General features: G+C 73.2%; 14 protein-coding genes. 1 reads left to right on the forward strand and 13 read right to left on the reverse strand.

Going from position 1 to position 14,873, the window contains the following annotated elements; genetic code table 11:
* Positions 1–38 precede the first annotated feature (38 nt).
* Entirely contained in the window at positions 39–929 is an 891-nt protein-coding gene (locus tag ACFQGL_RS25620) for a septum formation family protein (RefSeq protein WP_377514998.1), read from the forward strand.
* A gap of 155 nt (positions 930–1,084) precedes the next feature.
* Here the strand turns inward: ACFQGL_RS25620 and ACFQGL_RS25625 are convergent, their stop codons facing one another.
* From ACFQGL_RS25625 to ACFQGL_RS25685, 13 genes are all read right to left on the reverse strand, one after another.
* The gene (locus tag ACFQGL_RS25625; protein ID WP_417566376.1) at positions 1,085–2,563 is read right to left on the reverse strand and encodes an RsmB/NOP family class I SAM-dependent RNA methyltransferase; all 1,479 of its coding nucleotides are present in this window, start codon (positions 2,561–2,563) and stop codon (positions 1,085–1,087) included.
* Positions 2,518–3,444, reverse strand: coding sequence for a methionyl-tRNA formyltransferase (fmt, locus tag ACFQGL_RS25630; protein WP_377515000.1), 927 nt, complete (start codon positions 3,442–3,444; stop codon positions 2,518–2,520). The genes ACFQGL_RS25625 and fmt overlap by 46 nt, the downstream gene beginning before the upstream one ends.
* Before the next feature lie 5 nt (positions 3,445–3,449).
* Entirely contained in the window at positions 3,450–4,007 is a 558-nt protein-coding gene (gene def, locus ACFQGL_RS25635; protein ID WP_377515001.1) for a peptide deformylase, read from the reverse strand.
* Between the two features lie 44 nt (positions 4,008–4,051).
* The gene (locus ACFQGL_RS25640; RefSeq protein WP_377515002.1) at positions 4,052–5,320 is read right to left on the reverse strand and encodes a cytochrome P450; all 1,269 of its coding nucleotides are present in this window, start codon (positions 5,318–5,320) and stop codon (positions 4,052–4,054) included.
* Between the two features lie 95 nt (positions 5,321–5,415).
* Positions 5,416–6,399 carry an AAA family ATPase gene (locus ACFQGL_RS25645; protein WP_377515004.1) on the reverse strand — a complete coding sequence of 328 codons (984 nt, stop codon included), beginning with the start codon at positions 6,397–6,399 and terminating at the stop codon, positions 5,416–5,418.
* A gap of 250 nt (positions 6,400–6,649) precedes the next feature.
* Positions 6,650–8,608, reverse strand: a complete 1,959-nt coding sequence (locus ACFQGL_RS25650; RefSeq protein WP_377515005.1) for a primosomal protein N' — start codon at positions 8,606–8,608, stop codon at positions 6,650–6,652.
* Between the two features lie 59 nt (positions 8,609–8,667).
* Entirely contained in the window at positions 8,668–9,861 is a 1,194-nt protein-coding gene (gene metK, locus ACFQGL_RS25655) for a methionine adenosyltransferase (protein ID WP_377515006.1), read from the reverse strand.
* Between the two features lie 85 nt (positions 9,862–9,946).
* Positions 9,947–11,158 (reverse strand): bifunctional phosphopantothenoylcysteine decarboxylase/phosphopantothenate--cysteine ligase CoaBC, encoded by a 1,212-nt coding sequence (gene coaBC / locus ACFQGL_RS25660; protein WP_377515007.1) that lies wholly within the window; start codon positions 11,156–11,158, stop codon positions 9,947–9,949.
* A 14-nt stretch (positions 11,159–11,172) separates the two neighbouring features.
* Positions 11,173–11,436, reverse strand: a complete 264-nt coding sequence (gene rpoZ, locus ACFQGL_RS25665; RefSeq protein ID WP_007075826.1) for a DNA-directed RNA polymerase subunit omega — start codon at positions 11,434–11,436, stop codon at positions 11,173–11,175.
* A 63-nt stretch (positions 11,437–11,499) separates the two neighbouring features.
* Positions 11,500–12,033, reverse strand: a complete 534-nt coding sequence (locus ACFQGL_RS25670; protein WP_377515008.1) for a nucleoside/nucleotide kinase family protein — start codon at positions 12,031–12,033, stop codon at positions 11,500–11,502.
* A 25-nt stretch (positions 12,034–12,058) separates the two neighbouring features.
* Positions 12,059–12,376: an integration host factor, actinobacterial type gene (gene mihF, locus ACFQGL_RS25675; RefSeq protein ID WP_007458370.1), complete on the reverse strand. Its 318-nt coding sequence runs from the start codon at positions 12,374–12,376 to the stop codon at positions 12,059–12,061.
* Positions 12,377–12,554: 178 nt separating this feature from the next.
* Positions 12,555–13,391 carry an orotidine-5'-phosphate decarboxylase gene (gene pyrF / locus ACFQGL_RS25680; protein WP_377515009.1) on the reverse strand — a complete coding sequence of 279 codons (837 nt, stop codon included), beginning with the start codon at positions 13,389–13,391 and terminating at the stop codon, positions 12,555–12,557.
* Positions 13,392–13,450: 59 nt separating this feature from the next.
* Entirely contained in the window at positions 13,451–14,725 is a 1,275-nt protein-coding gene (locus tag ACFQGL_RS25685; RefSeq protein WP_377515011.1) for an adenosylmethionine--8-amino-7-oxononanoate transaminase, read from the reverse strand.
* Positions 14,726–14,873 lie beyond the last annotated feature (148 nt).

Raw genomic sequence — 14,873 nt, forward strand, 5'->3', positions numbered from 1 at the left:
GGGCCGGACGGAGACCACCAGCGGCGGGAGGTCGGCGAATGCGACGGTGGTTGGCGGCGGTCGCCGCAGGTGCGACGGTGGCCCTGACGTTGGGCGGGTGCGGCGCACCGGGCGGCGTCGACCGGAACCTGACCGACGACTGGCCCGCGCCCGTCGCGGCGCAGCAGTTCGTGCCCGCCGCCGAGGTCTGCCACCACACCACCCAGCAGGTCGGCTACCTGACCGGCTACAACCCGGTGGCCTGCACCGAGTCGCACCGGGTGGAGACCCTGTTCGTCGGCACCCTCAGCGGCGCCGGCACCGAGCGCAGCACGCCCCCGCCGGCCGGCTCGGCAGGTATGCGGGCCGCACAGGCCGGCTGCGACAAGGAGGTCAGCAAGGCCGTCGGCGCCGACTGGCGCTCCGGGCGCCTCGGCCTGACCGTCGTGCTGCCGTCGCCGCTCGCCTGGGCCGGCGGTGCCCGGTGGTACCGCTGTGACGTCACCGAACTCGCCAGCATCGACGACACCTCCGTGGGCCTGCGCAGCGGCAGCCTCCGGGGTGCGTTGACCGGCCCCGCGCAGTTGGCGTACCGCTGCTTCAACCCGAAGCTGGTCAAGGACGACATCGACGAGATGGTGCCGGCCTCCTGCACCAGCAAGCACCACGCCGAGTTCGTCGGGGTGTGGCAGGCCCCGGACATCAGCTACGACGAGTTCAACCGCGCCACCAAGCGGACCCACCGGGCCTGCCAGACGGTGATCGCCCGCTACGCCAAGGTCCCGGACGACTCCCAGCTCGACTTCCGCGCCGGAACGATCTACTACCAGCCGTACGAGCAGGAGTGGAAGAACGGCAACCGCGGCGTGCAGTGCTTCCTCTGGATCAGCGACCGGAACCTGACCCGCTCGATGAAGAGCGCGGGCACCAAGGGCCTCCCCGTCACCTGAGGTTGAAGGAAGGGCCCCCTGTTAACGCCTAGCGTTGTACAGGGGGCCCTTCCTAACACTCAGCGCCGCGGCACGCGCTAACACTCAACTCCGCGGCACGCGCTAACACTCAACTCCGCGGCACGCGCTAACACTCAAACGCGCGGTACGCGGCATCAGCCCCGGCGCAGCACGGCGAGGAACATCGCGTCGGTGCCGTGCCGGTGCGGCCAGAGCTGCACGGTCGGCCCGTCGCCCAGGCCGGGCATGCCGGCCGGCAGCAGCGGCCGGGCGTCGACGAAGTCCACCGGCACCCCGCTGCGGCGGGCCGCCTCGGTCACCGTCACGTGCGTCTCCACCGTGTGCGGCGAGCAGGTGACGTAGGCGACCAGCCCGCCCGGACGGACCGCCCGCAGCGCCGCGCCGAGCAACTCCCGTTGCAGGCGGGTCAGCGGCGGCAGGTCGGAGGGCTGGCGACGCCAGCGGGACTCGGGCCGGCGGCGCAGCGACCCCAGGCCGGTGCACGGGGCGTCCACCAGCACCCGGTCGAAGTGCTCCTCCGGGAGTTTCGGGTCCGCGCCGACCTCACGCCCATCGGTGGCCAACACGGTCACCGGCAGATCCCGGGTCGCCTGGGAGACCAGCCGGGCTCGGTGCTCGGCCACCTCCACCGCGGTCACCCGGGCGCCGCGCTGCGCGGCCAGCGCGCCGAGCAAGCCCGCCTTGCCGCCCGGCCCGGCGCACAGATCCAGCCAACGCCCGTCCGGACCGTCCAACGGCGCGTTGACGAGCGCGCTCGCCACGAGCTGCGAACCCTCGTCCTGGACGTGGGCCCGGCCGTCGGCCACCGCCGGCAGGTCGCCGGGCGCGCCGCCGGGCAGATAGACGGCGTACGGCGAGAAGGCGCCGGGCGCCCCGCCGGCCTGGTCGGCCAACTCGACCGGGTCGATCAGGCCGGGGCGGGCGCACAGGTGCACCGGCGGACGCTCGTTGTCCTCGATCAGCAGTCGGGCCGTCTCGCCCAGGTCGCCACCGAGCGACTCGGCGAAGGCCCGCACGATCCACTGCGGATGGCTGTACGCCAGCGCCAGATGCCCGACCGGGTCGGTCTCCATCGGCGGGGCCAGCTTCGCCACCCACCCGTCGATGTCACGGGTGGACACCTCACGCAGCACCGCGTTGGCGAACCCGGTGGCACCCGGCCCGACCGAGCGGACCAGGTCCACGGTCGACGACACGGCGGCGTGTGCCGGCACCCGGGTGTGCAGCAGCTGGTACGCCCCGAGTCGCAGCGCGTCGCGTACCGGCGGGTCGATCCGGGCCACGTCGCGCCCGGCCGCGTCGGTCAGGATCGCGTCCAGGGTGCCCAGGTGCCGCAGGGTGCCGTAGGTCAGCTCGGTGGCGAAGGCCGCGTCCCGGCCGAACAGCCCCTCCTCGCGCAGGATGATCGGCAGCACCAGATTGGCGAACGCGTCGTCGCGGTGCACCGCGGCCACCGCCTCGTACGCGGCACGCCGGGGTCGGTCCAGCGGTGGCCGGACCGGCCGACGGTCCCCACCACGGCCGCCTGCCGGGCCGCCGCGCATCGGGCGGGTCCCCTCCGGGGCCGTCACGCGAAGTCCTCGCCGGTGCTGACCCGGACGCCGCGCGCCCAGTCGGTCGCCGGCATGGCCCGCTTGCCCGCGGCCCGCACCTCGCCGAGGCGCACCGGCACGGTGGCCGTGCCGGCCAGCACCCGGGACTTCTCCACCAGCAGCTCCCCCGGCTTCAGCTCCGGGCCGTCGGGGGTCGGTACGACGGGTCCGAGCTTCACCCGCTCACCCCGGAAGGTGGTCCAGGCGCCCGGTGCCGGGGTGCAGGCCCGGATCCGCCGGTCCACCGCGAAGGCGGGGTCGGTCCAGCGCACCTTGGCGTCCTCCACGGTCAATTTGGGTGCCAGCGACACCCCGTCGGCCGGCTGCGGCTCGGCGCGGGCGGTGCCGTCCTCGATCGCGTCGAGCACCGCCACCAGCAGCCCCGCACCGGATTCGGCGAGCCGGTCCAGCAGGTCACCGGAGGTGTCGCCGGGACGGATCTCGTCGGTCAGGGTGCCGAAGACCGGGCCGGTGTCCAGACCCTGCTCCAGCTGGAAGACGCTGGCCCCGGTCAGCTCGTCGCCGTGCAGCACCGCGTGCTGCACGGGCGCGGCGCCGCGCCAGGCGGGCAGCAGCGAGAAGTGCAGGTTGATCCAGCCGTGGCCGGGGATCTCCAGCGCCGCCGGCGGCACCAGCGCGCCGTACGCGACGACCGGCACGCAGTCCGGTGCCAGCTCGCGCAGCCGGTCGAGGAACTCCGGCTCCCGGGGCCGGGCCGGGGTGAGCACCTCGACACTGTGCTCGTCGGCCCAGGTGCCGACCGGGGAGCGGGACAGGCCGCGCCCACGACCGGCGGGCGCGTCGGGCCGGGTGACCACGGCGACCAGCTCGTGCCGGGAGGCGGCCACGGCGGCCAGGGCCGGTACGGCGACAGCCGGCGTGCCGGCGAAGATCACGCGCATCCGGGTCACCGACCCAGACCGAAGGGGTCGGTGATGTGCGGGCTGAGCTTGACCGTCGGCGGGGCTGCCGCGTCGTACCACTCGGCCTGGCGGATCGCCTTCATCGCTTCCTTGCGCCCCTGGAGATCCAGCCGGTCGAGGAAGAGCACCCCGTCGAGGTGGTCGGTCTCGTGCTGCAGGCAGCGCGACATCAGGCCGGTGCCGACGATCTGCATCGGGTCGCCGAACGAGCTGAACCCCTTGGCGATCACGTTCTGCCGACGCTTGGTGTCGAAGTAGAGCCCGGGGATGGACAGGCAGCCCTCGGGGCCGTCCTGCTCCTCCTCGTCGGGGAATTCGAGCACCGGGTTGATCAGGTGCCCGAGCACGTCGTCGACGTCGAAGGTGAACACCCGCAGGCTCACTCCGAGCTGCGGCGCGGCCAGGCCTGCGCCGTTTTGCTCACGCATCGTGTCGGTGAGGTCGGCGACGAGGCGACGCAGCTCGGCGTCGAAGTCGACCACCGGATCGGCCGGCGTGCGCAGCACCGGATCCCCAAACAGACGGATGGGCTGGACGGTCACGCGGGACGGCTCCTTCATGGGTGGGACGAGCGGCGCGTACCAGTCTACGGAGTGCTCAGGTCGGCCCCGGCCGGCGTACCTCGATCGGCCACCGCCGGTGTGCCGAGCGTCACCGGGAGGCTCTCGTACCCGCGCAGGGTCAGCCGGTGCCGGTGCCGGGGTGCTCCGGCCAGGGCCAGCTCCGGCAGCCGACGCAGCAGCATCGGAAAGGCCAGCTGGGCCTCCAGCCGGGCCAGGCCGGCACCCAGGCAGTAGTGCGGGCCGGCGCCGAAGGAGAGCGGGTGCGCCTGGTCGCGCGTCGGGTCGAAGCGCTGCGGGTCGGGGAACCGGCGTGGGTCCCGGTTCGCCGCGCCGAGCAGCAGCAGCGCGGTGCTGCCGGCCGGCAGGTCGAACCCGCCGCAGCGCACCGGCGCGGTGCTGGTCCGGGTGGTCAGCTGCACCGGTGAGTCGAAGCGCAGCAGCTCCTCGACGTACGCCGGAGCGAGCCCCGGGTCGGCGCGTAGCGCGGCGGCGGCCTCGGGGTGCCGCAGCAGCACCACCAGGCCGTTGCCGAGCAGGTTGGTGGTGGTCTCGAACCCGGCGACCAGCAGCACGACCAGGTTGGCCAACAGCTCGGCGCCGGTGAGCCGTTCGCCGTCGGCGTCGTGCACCTGCACCAGCGCCGTGGTCAGGTCGTCGGCCGGTGCCCGCCGCCCGGCGACGACCAGCTCGACGAAGTAGTCGCGCAACTCGGCGGCGCCGGCGTCGGCGGCGGCCAGCTCCTCGGCAGTGATCTCCGGCTCGAGTACGCCTGTGAGGTCACCGGCCCAGCGGCGGAACAGCGGCCGGTCGGCCGGCGGTACGCCGAGCAGCGCGCAGATCACGCCCACCGGAAGCGGGTACGCGAAGTCGGCCAGCACGTCGACCGGCTCGCCGTCCTCGGCCCGGTGCACCATCGAGTCGAGCAGTTCCTCGGCCTGGGCGCGCACCACGTCGCGCATCCCGGCGATCCGGCGCGGACTGAACGCGCCGGAGGCGAGACGACGCATCCGGCTGTGGTCGGGCGGGTTGGTGCGCAGCATGGACCGGGCGATCGACGAGATCGCGGGGCTCTCCCGCCAGTTCGGCCAGACCTGGTCGCGCAGCGTGTCATCGAGCACACCGAGTCGGGAGTCCCGTAGCAGCTCGTCGACCTCCGGGTAGCCGGTCACCACGTACAGGCCGGGCGCGGCCTGCACGATCGGCCCGTGCTCGCGCAGCCGCTCGTACGTCGGGTACGGATCGACCCGCCCGTGCGGCGACATGAGCAGTGCGAGCGCGTCGGCAGCATCCATGGCCGGCCTCCCCCGTCGATGCGTCGGAGGCTCCATCATCGTCGCGCCGCCCGCGTCCGGCATCCCCCCGGGACGAAACGAACCGCCCGGTGGGCTCAGCCGCCGACGCTCGGATCCCCGGCGAGCACCGCGTCGCCGCCGAGCAGCGCGGGTTCCGGCAGCGGCAGCTGGATCTTGTGGGCGGCCTCCCAGTCGTAGACCACACCCGGGCGCACCTGCGCGGCGAAGTAGTCGATCGCGCTCATTCCGCCCACCACCGGCTCGTCGACCTCCGCGACGAGCTGGGCGGGGACCAGGGAGAAGCCGTTCTGCAGGGCGGCGCTGAGGCGGCGGTGGCCGTCGACGACGAAGAAGTACTCGCCGGTGAACCCGATCTTCAGCGGCTCCAGGGCCTCGTCGCCGGATTCGGCCACGTCGTCGACGAACTCGCTGTCCCACAGGCCGCGCAGGGTGGCGATGTCCTCGGTCGGGTAGACCCGGGCCGGGTCCAGCAGCAGCAGCGGCGGGGCGTCGCGCAGCACCTCCGCGCCGAGCGTGCCCTCGTACGCGGCGATGATGTGCTCGATCACCTCGGCGGCGGAGGCCCGGGTGGTGTCACAGATCAGGTCGTAGTTGCGCAGTCGGGCCTTGTCCACCCCGTAACGGACGATGAACCGGCTCCGCTCACTGGCGCTGCGCTCACGCAGCTTGGCCTTGGCCTCCTCCTGCGAGGCGTAGCTCTCGGCCGGCCCGGAGGGGCGGGCCAGCACCCGACGGGCGGCCTCACCCGGCTCGGTGATCATGTGCACCTTGAGCGCGTCGGTGAAGAAGTGCCAGGCCAGCCGGGAGTCCATGACGAGGCGCTCGCCGGAGGCGGCGATGTCCCGCTGGAGCTGGTCGACGTAGCCGTCGACGGCCTGGTCGAGCTCGGCGTGCAGGTTGAGCTGCAGGGCGGTCATCTGGCGCTGCTGCGCCATCTCCCGGTAGAGGTCACCCACGCTGACCCGGCGCATCCCGAGGCGCTTGGCGATCTCCACCGACACGGTGCTCTTGCCGCTGCCGAGGTCGCCGTTGAAGACGATCGATTGTCGAACGGTCACGACTGGTCCACCCCTGATCACCGGCTGTTTGACATCATCGACATAGCGTCCGACCGACGCGTTCGGGCCATCGTCGCGCCATCCTGCGGCTGCTCCAGCTCGGCGCGGCGGCCGTCGGACCTGGAGCTGTCGTACGGCCGGGCATGACGGGCGATGCTACCACCCTGACGTCAGCCCCCTGCCGGACGCGGTGTGCGAAGGCCACCGTCGCGGACCAGGTCCGACGGCCGTTCACCTCGGCCGACACGGCTCAGAACAGGCTCAGCGGATCGACCTGGAGGCGGACCGGATCGACGGCCTTGCGAGCCGCTCGCGCCCCGGCGGCCGAGTGCAGAGCCTCGGCGAGCGCGGCGGCCCGGGCCCGGGGCACCCGTACCAGCATCCGCTCCCGGCCCTCCTCGGCCGGCACCGGCCCGAGCACCTCGGCGTCGTCCGGCAGCCGAGCCGCGGCCAGCAGGTCGGCGACCGCCTCGGCCGGGCCGGTGAGGCTGGCCATCCGTACCGCCGGGGGAAAGCCCAACTCACGGCGCTCGGCCAACTCACGGCCGGCGAACCAGCCGGCGTCCCAGCGCAGCAGCGCCTGCACCGGGGCGAGCGCGCCGTCGGCGACCACCACCACCCGGCCGGTCGGGGCCGGGCGGGCCAGGGCCGCCGCGGCGAGCCAGCGACGCAGCGCCTCCTCGCCGGCACGCAGGTCGGCCCGGGTCAGCAGGGCCCACGAGTCGAGCAGCAAAACCGCGCCGTAGCCGCCCTCGGCGACCGGCTCGGCGCCCGGGGTCGCGACCACCAGGGCCGCGCCGCCGGGCACGTCGGTCAGCACCTCCTCCCGCCCGGAGGTACGCACCGGCACGCCGGGAAACGCCCGGCCCAGCTCCTCGGCGGTACGCCGGGCGCCGGTCACCGCGGCCCGCAGGCGCCGCCCACCGCACTGCGGGCAGGCGTACGCGGCGGCCACCCGACCGCACCAGCGGCAGGCCGGGGTGCCGCCCGCCGACGGCAGAGCGAGCGGCCCGGCGCAGTGCGCGCAACGGGCCGGGGTACGGCAGTCCGCGCAGGAGATCGAGGGCAGGTAACCGCGCCGGGGCACCTGCACCAGCACCGGCAGGTCGGCCCGGACGGCGTCGCGGGCGGCCGTCCAGGCCAGGCTGGGCAGCCGGGCGGTGGCCGCCCCGGGGTCGCGGGCCAGCTGCGGGTCGTCGCCGGTCGGCGCGATGGCCGGGGTACGCGCCCGCACGGTCGCCCGGTCGGCGACCACCTCACGGGCCCAGCCGGTCTCCACCAGCAGCTGCGCCTCGGCGGTCCGGGCGTACCCGCCGACCAGCGCGCCGGCCTCGGCGAGCCGGGCACGGGTGAGCAGCACGTCCCGGGCGTGCGGATAGGGGGCACGCGGCTCGGAGTGCAGGTCGTCGCCGTCGTCCCAGACGGCGACCAGGCCGAGCCGGTCCACCGGGGCGAACATCGCCGCCCGGGTACCGATCACCACCGGCACCTCGCCGCGTCGGGCGGCGAGGAACGCACGGTAGCGCCGGGCCGGCCCGAGCGCGGCGGACAGGGTGGCGTGCCGGCCCGTGCCGAGCACGCCGGTCAGCGCGGCGTCCAGCCGGTCGAGGTCACGGGCGTCGGCCACCACGACGACCGCGCCGCGCCCCCCGGCGACGGTCGCGGCGACCGCGTCGGCGTAGCGGGCCGCCCAGTCCTCGCCGGGCAGCGCCGACCAGACCGCGCGCGGCGGCCGGCCGTCGGTGAGGGCGCGCAGCAGGGCTGGCCCGGTCGGGTAGTCCCGCCACCCGCGCGGTTCGACAAGGAAGGGCTCCTTGTTAACGCCTCCGGTAGGTGAAGGGCCCCCTTCTAACACCGCCTCCGCACCGGCGGGGGTGGGAGCGGTGCGCGGCTCCTTCTCGACCCGGGCGTGCCGGGGTGGCACGGCGAGCCGGAGCACGTCGGCGAGGCTGCCCGCGTACCGGTCGGCGACCGCTCGGGCCAACTGGGCGATCTCGGGCGACAACACCGGCTCCGGCGACACCACCTTCTCCAGGTAGGCGAGGCGGCCGGTGTGCCCGGAGTCGTCCGCGCGGGCCAGCAGCCAGCCGTCGACGAGCTGGCCGGCGAAGCGCACCTTCACCCGGGTGCCGGGTACCGCCACGTCGTCCAGCTCGGCCGGCACCAGATAGTCGAAGGGCCGGTCCAGGTGCGCCAGCGGGACATCCACGCAGACGCGCGCGACCGGCGACCCATCCGCGGGTCGCCGGTCGCTGCGCTTGGTGCCGGTCAGGCTCCCGCGGCCGACTTGAGGTCGGCGGCCTTGTCGGTGCTCTCCCAGGTCAGGTCCGGCAACTCACGGCCGAAGTGGCCGTACGCGGCGGTCTGCTGGTAGATCGGGCGGAGCAGGTTGAGGTCCCGGATGATCGCGGCCGGGCGCAGGTCGAACACCTCGCCCACGGCCTTCTCGATCGAGCTGACCGGCACGGTCTCGGTGCCGAACGTCTCGATGAAGAGGCTCACCGGGTGCGCCTTGCCGATGGCGTACGCGACCTGGGCCTCGCACCGCTCGGCGAGGCCGGCGGCGACCACGTTCTTGGCGACCCAACGCATCGCGTACGCGGCCGACCGGTCCACCTTCGACGGGTCCTTGCCGGAGAACGCGCCGCCACCGTGCCGGGCGTACCCGCCGTAGGTGTCGACGATGATCTTGCGGCCGGTCAGCCCGGCGTCACCCATCGGGCCGCCGATCTCGAACCGCCCGGTCGGGTTGACCAGCAGCCGGTAGCCGTCGGTGTCCAGGCCGAGGCTCTCCAGCTCCGGCGCGATGACGTGGTCGCGCACGTCCGGGGTGAGCAGCGAGTCCAGCGAGATGTCCGCGGCGTGCTGGCTGGACACGACCACGGTGTTCAGCCGGACCGGGCGCAGCCCCTCGTACTCGATGGTGACCTGGGTCTTGCCGTCCGGACGCAGGTACGGGATGGTGCCGTCCTTGCGGACCGCGGCCAGCCGGCGGGCCAGCCGGTGCGCCAGCGCGATGGGCAGCGGCATCAGCTCGGGCGTCTCCGAGCAGGCGAAGCCGAACATCATGCCCTGGTCCCCGGCGCCCTGCGCGTCCAGCGCGCTCTCCGACGCCCCGGTACGCAGCTCGAAGGCGTTGTCCACGCCCTGAGCGATGTCCTCGGACTGGGCACCGATCGAGACGCTGACGCCACAGGAGGCGCCGTCGAAGCCCTTCTTCGACGAGTCGTAGCCGATGTCGAGGATCGTCCGGCGGACGATCGTCGGGATGTCGGCGTACGCCTTGGTGGTGACCTCACCGGCGATGTGCACCTGGCCGGTGGTGATCATGGTCTCCACCGCGACCCGGCTGTGCGGATCCTCGGCGAGCAAGGCGTCGAGGATCCCGTCGCTGATCTGGTCGGCGATCTTGTCCGGGTGGCCTTCCGTGACCGATTCGGACGTGAAGAGGCGGCGTGTCACGGCACTCCTAAGCGTGTGAAGTCGTTCCGCGGCAGTCTAGTCACCACTGCGGCCGATGTCGGGATAGGTCGCGCCGTTCCACCCCTCAGGAGGAGGGACCGACCAACCGGGCCACGACGAGGTCCCAGACGGCGTCGGCCACATCCTCCTTGGCCTGCTCGGGCAACCGGTTGACCGAGCCGTCCGCGCCGATGACCGTCGCCGTGTTGGTGTCGGCGCCGAAGACCTTGTCCGGGCCGACCTCGTTGACCACGATCAGGTCGGCCCGCTTGCGGGCGAGCTTTGCCCTTCCGTTGGCCTCGGCGTCACCGGTCTCGGCGGCGAACACCACCAGCACCTGCTCCGGTCGTTTGCGCTGGCCGAGCTCCGCCGCGATGTCCGGGTTCGTGACGAGCTCGATGGTGGGCGCGACGCCGTCGTCCGACTTCTTGATTTTGCCAGCCGCGTACGTCGCGGGCCGGAAATCGGCCGGAGCCGCCGCCATCACCACCGCGTCGGCCTCGACGGCGGCCTTCAGCGTCGCCTCCCGCAGCTCGCCGGTCGTGCCGACCCGGACCAGGTCGACCCCGGCGGGATCGGCGAGGGAGACGTTGGCCGCGATGAGGGTGACCCGAGCGCCCCGGGCGACCGCCGACCGGGCGAAGGCGTAGCCCTGCTTGCCGGAGGAGCGGTTGCCCAGGAATCGGACCGGGTCCAGCGGCTCGCGGGTGCCACCGGCGGTGACCACCACCCGGCGGCCGGCCAGGTCGGCGGGAGCACGTCCGCCGCGGGCCAGGGCCCGGCGGGCGACCGCGAAGATCTCCGCCGGGTCGGGCAGCCGCCCCTTGCCGGTGTCGACGCCGGTGAGCCGCCCGACGGCGGGCTCGATGACCCGTACGCCCCGGGCGCGCAGCGTGGCGACGTTGGCCACGGTGGCCGGGTGCTCCCACATCTCGGTGTGCATGGCCGGGGCCAGCACCACCGGGCACCGGGCGGTCAGCAGCGTGTTGGTCAGCAGGTCGTCGGCGAGCCCGTGGGCGGCCTTGGCGAGCAGATCGGCCGTGGTCGGCGCGACCACCACCAGGTCGGCCTCCTGGCCGAGCCGGACGTGCGGCACCTCGTGGACGTCGGACCAGACCTCGTCGGCGACCGGCTGGCCGGAGAGGGCCGCCCAGGTCGGCGCCCCGATGAAGCGGAGCGCCGACGCGGTCGGCACGACGCGAACCCGGTGACCTGATTCGGTGAAAAGTCGCAGCAGCTCACAGGCCTTGTAGGCGGCGATGCCGCCGCCGACCCCGAGGACGATCCCGGCGGACATCGACGTGCGGGGGCTTACGGCTGGTCGGTCGGCTCGGCGGTGAGCAGGCCCGCGTTGATCTCGCGCATGGCGATCGAGAGGGGCTTCTCCTGCGGGGTGGTCTCCACGAGCGGGCCGACGTACTCCAGGAGGCCCTCACCGAGCTGGCTGTAGTAGGCGTTGACCTGGCGCGCACGCTTGGCCGCGAAGATGACCAGCGCGTACTTCGACGTCGTCTTCTCGAGGAGCTCGTCGATCGGCGGGTTGGTGATGCCTTCGGGGTTGGCGATGGATCCCACGAATTAACCTCTGCGTCTTTCGAGCCGCGCGGACGCGGTGCTGAGTCTCAACGGCGCCGGCCGTCAGCCGCGCTGACGCGACCAGGCCGGACCCGGATAAGAAGAACCGAGTAAGCCTACCAGCTCGGTAACCACCCGATCGGTGTGGTCGTGGGTCAGCGTGTGCCCGAAGGCCGCCGCCACGGCCGCGTCGGGCCGGTACCCGGGTGGGCTCAGCAGCACCAGCCGGGCGTCGGGCAGCCGCGCGCGGACCAGCACGGCACCGGGCACGTCGAGCGGGAGCAGCACCGGCGCTCCGGCGGCGAGCCGGGCGCGCAGCGGCGGTTCCGGGATGCCCCGACAGTGCGGGCCGAACCGGAACCACTCCAGCATCTCCCCGGCGGCCACCCGGCGGTCGAACTCGGCGGGGGCCAGGAAGACCCGGTCGACCCCGTCGATCTCGCCGTCCCGGCGCGGGCGAGTGGTCGCCGGCACCGGGATCCAGACGGACGGAGAACGCGCCCGGACAAGCTCGACGACACTCTCCCTGCCGGTACCCGAAGGTCCAGCCAGGACAGTGAGCCGAGCCGCCGGGCGCGCCTCGTCATCCGTGCTCACTGCTTGTTTCTACACGCTGCCAGGTTCAGTTGGCGGCGAACTCTCCAAGCAGTGCCTTGCGCTGCTGCTCGCCCAGGCCGCGCAGGCGACGGCTGTCGGCGATCTTGAGCTTCTCCATGATCTGGGTAGCCCGGATCTTGCCGATGCCCGGCATGGCCTGCAGGACGGCCGAAACCTTGAGCTTGCCCACGACGTCGTCGCTCTCGGCCCGCTCGAGGACGGCACCGAGGGTGGTCTTGCCCTGCTTGAGCTGCTCCTTCAGCTCGGCACGGGCCTTGCGGATCTCCGCGGCCTTCTCGAGCGCGGCAGCGCGCTGTTCGGGGGTCAGTGACGGGAGCGGCACCAGTTCTCCTCAGGTCCCTATCGCGACGGGCGGGGCGCACCGCCGCATCTGTGAAACGTGGTGTCGCTGTGAACCAAGGGGTCCGTGGTTCCCAGCGCGGGGAAAACTAGCGGTCAACGGAGCTTTCGGCAACGTGGACGCGCGGCGATGACCGCAAAGTGACCGAGCCGTCAGTCAGTCACCGGGCAGCCAGAACGGCCCGACACTCGTCCAGCACCCGGTCCGCGGCGGCCCGCAGGGAGGCGGCGTCCGGGCCTGCGGACAGCACCTCCCGGGAGTACGACGGGAGCACCGCGGCCAGGCTCGGACCGAAGACGGTACGCAGATCCGACGCACCGGCACCCTGTGCGCCGAGCCCCGGCGCGAGCAGCGGACCCCCCACCCCGGAGAGGTCGTGCCCGGTGTCGCCGATGGTCGCGCCGACCACCAGACCGAAGCTACCGAGCGGGGTCGCACCCGCGTTGAGCTGGGAAATCTCGTCGATCACGGTCTGCGCCACGGTGCGCCCGTCGGCCGTACGGGCGCGCTGCACGGCGGCGCCCTCGGGGTTGGACGTGAGGGCCAGCACGAAAACGCCGCCGCCGTGTTCGGCCGCCAGCTCGAACATCGGCGCCAGCGAACCGACCCCCAGGTAGGGACTCGCGGTCACCGCATCGACATACAGCGGGCTGGATGGATCAAGGTACGCGGAGGCGTACGCGCTGACCGTCGAGCCGATGTCGCCGCGCTTGACGTCCAGCAGAACGAGCGAGCCGGCATCGCGTAACTGTCGGATAGTTGACTCAAGGATCGCGACGCCGCGAGAGCCGAACCGCTCGAAAAAGGCCGACTGGGGCTTGACCACCGCAACCCGGTCACCGAGCGCCTCGACGACCGTCCGGCTGAACCGTTCGAGCCCCGCAAGGTCGTCGGCGAGGCCCCAGCGGGCCAACAGACCGGGATGCGGATCAATGCCCACGCAGAGCGGACCACGCTCGCTGACGGCCCGGTGCAAACGGGTGCCGAAGCTCTCCATCCGGTACTTCCCCTCTCCTCGTCCGGACGGCGATCCGCCCGGGTACCCCTGGACCGGGCTCAGCCGGCCTGCACCGCCGCCGCCACCCCGCCGGCGATCCGGGCCAGGTCGGCGTCGTCGGTGACGTACGGCGGCATCGTGTAGATCAGGTCGCGGAACGGCCGCAGCCACACCCCCCGGTCGGCCGCCGCCGCGGTGGCCGCGCCGAGATCGACCTCGTGGTCGAGCTGCACCACGCCGATCGCGCCGAGCACCCGTACATCGGTCACGCCCGGTTCGTGGCGCAGCGGCTCCAGACCGGCGCGCAGGCCTGCGCCGACCCTGGCCACCTGCGCCGCCCAGTCCCCGGCCCGCAGCAGCCCGATGGAGGCGTTGGCCACCGCGCAGGCCAACGGGTTGCCCATGAAGGTGGGCCCGTGCGCCAGTACGCCGGCGGCGGAGATGCCCCGGGCGATCTCCGCGGTGCAGAGGGTCGCCGCCAGGGTCAGGTAGCCGCCGGTGAGCGCCTTGCCCACGCACATCACGTCCGGGCTCACCCCGGCGTGTTCGGCGGCGAACATGGTGCCGGTACGGCCGAAGCCGGTGGCGATCTCGTCGAAGATCAGCAGCACCCCGTGGGCCCGGGTCACCTCGCGCAGCACCCGCAGGTACCCCGGATGGTGAAAGCGCATCCCACCCGCGCCCTGCACCACCGGCTCGACGATCACCGCGGCCAGTTCGTCGGCGTGCCGCTCGACCGTGTCCACCAACGCGGCCACGTACGCCTCGTCCGGCGGGTCCGCGAATCCGCCCGGCGGGACCGGGGCGAAGACCTGTCGGGGCAGCACGTCGCCCCAGAGGTGGTGCATCCCGCCCTCGGGGTCACAGACGCTCATCGGGTGGAACGTGTCGCCGTGGTAGCCGCCCCGCCAGGTGGCCAGGCGACGCCGCTGCGGCCGGCCGATGGCCCGCTGGTACTGCAGGCACATCTTCACCGCCACCTCGACGCTGACCGAGCCGGAGTCGGCCAGGAAGACGTGTTCCAGTCCCTCCGGGGCCAACTCGACCAGCGTCTCGGCGAGCCGGACCGCGGGCTCGTGGGTGAGCCCACCGAACATCACGTGGCTCATCCGGCCAAGCTGGTCGGTCACCGCCGCGTCCAACGTCGGGTGCCGGTAGCCGTGGATGGCCGCCCACCAGGACGACATCCCGTCCACCAGATCCCGCCCGTCGGCGAGCCGCAGCCGTACGCCCTGCGCACTGCGCACCACAAAGGGCGGTCCCGAGGCCGGCATCGCGGCATACGGATGCCAAACGTGCGCCCGGTCCCGCGCCAATATCTCCTCAGGCGTCACGCCCAAACCCGTCCTCTCCCGATCCGCCCGCTCCCCGCCACACCGCTCCCCGCGACCCCTCTCCCCGCCACATCGAGCGCGGCGACCCCTCTCCCCGTCGATCTAGGGCAAGTTGTCGTCACTCGATCTCCGATCACGACGATTCTCC

Source organism: Micromonospora vulcania (assembly GCF_042658605.1).
Taxonomy (GTDB): domain Bacteria; phylum Actinomycetota; class Actinomycetes; order Mycobacteriales; family Micromonosporaceae; genus Micromonospora; species Micromonospora vulcania.

Bases quoted from the DNA above. Each gene is read 5' to 3' on its own strand.
- fmt (WP_377515000.1), bottom strand. From the start codon at position 3,444: ATGCGCGTGATCTTCGCCGGCACGCCGGCTGTCGCCGTACCGGCCCTG.
- pyrF (WP_377515009.1), bottom strand. From the start codon at position 13,391: ATGGAGAGCTTCGGCACCCGTTTGCACCGGGCCGTCAGCGAGCGTGGT.
- coaBC (WP_377515007.1), bottom strand. From the start codon at position 11,158: ATGTCCGCCGGGATCGTCCTCGGGGTCGGCGGCGGCATCGCCGCCTAC.
- ACFQGL_RS25620 (WP_377514998.1), top strand. From the start codon at position 39: ATGCGACGGTGGTTGGCGGCGGTCGCCGCAGGTGCGACGGTGGCCCTG.
- ACFQGL_RS25640 (WP_377515002.1), bottom strand. From the start codon at position 5,320: ATGGATGCTGCCGACGCGCTCGCACTGCTCATGTCGCCGCACGGGCGG.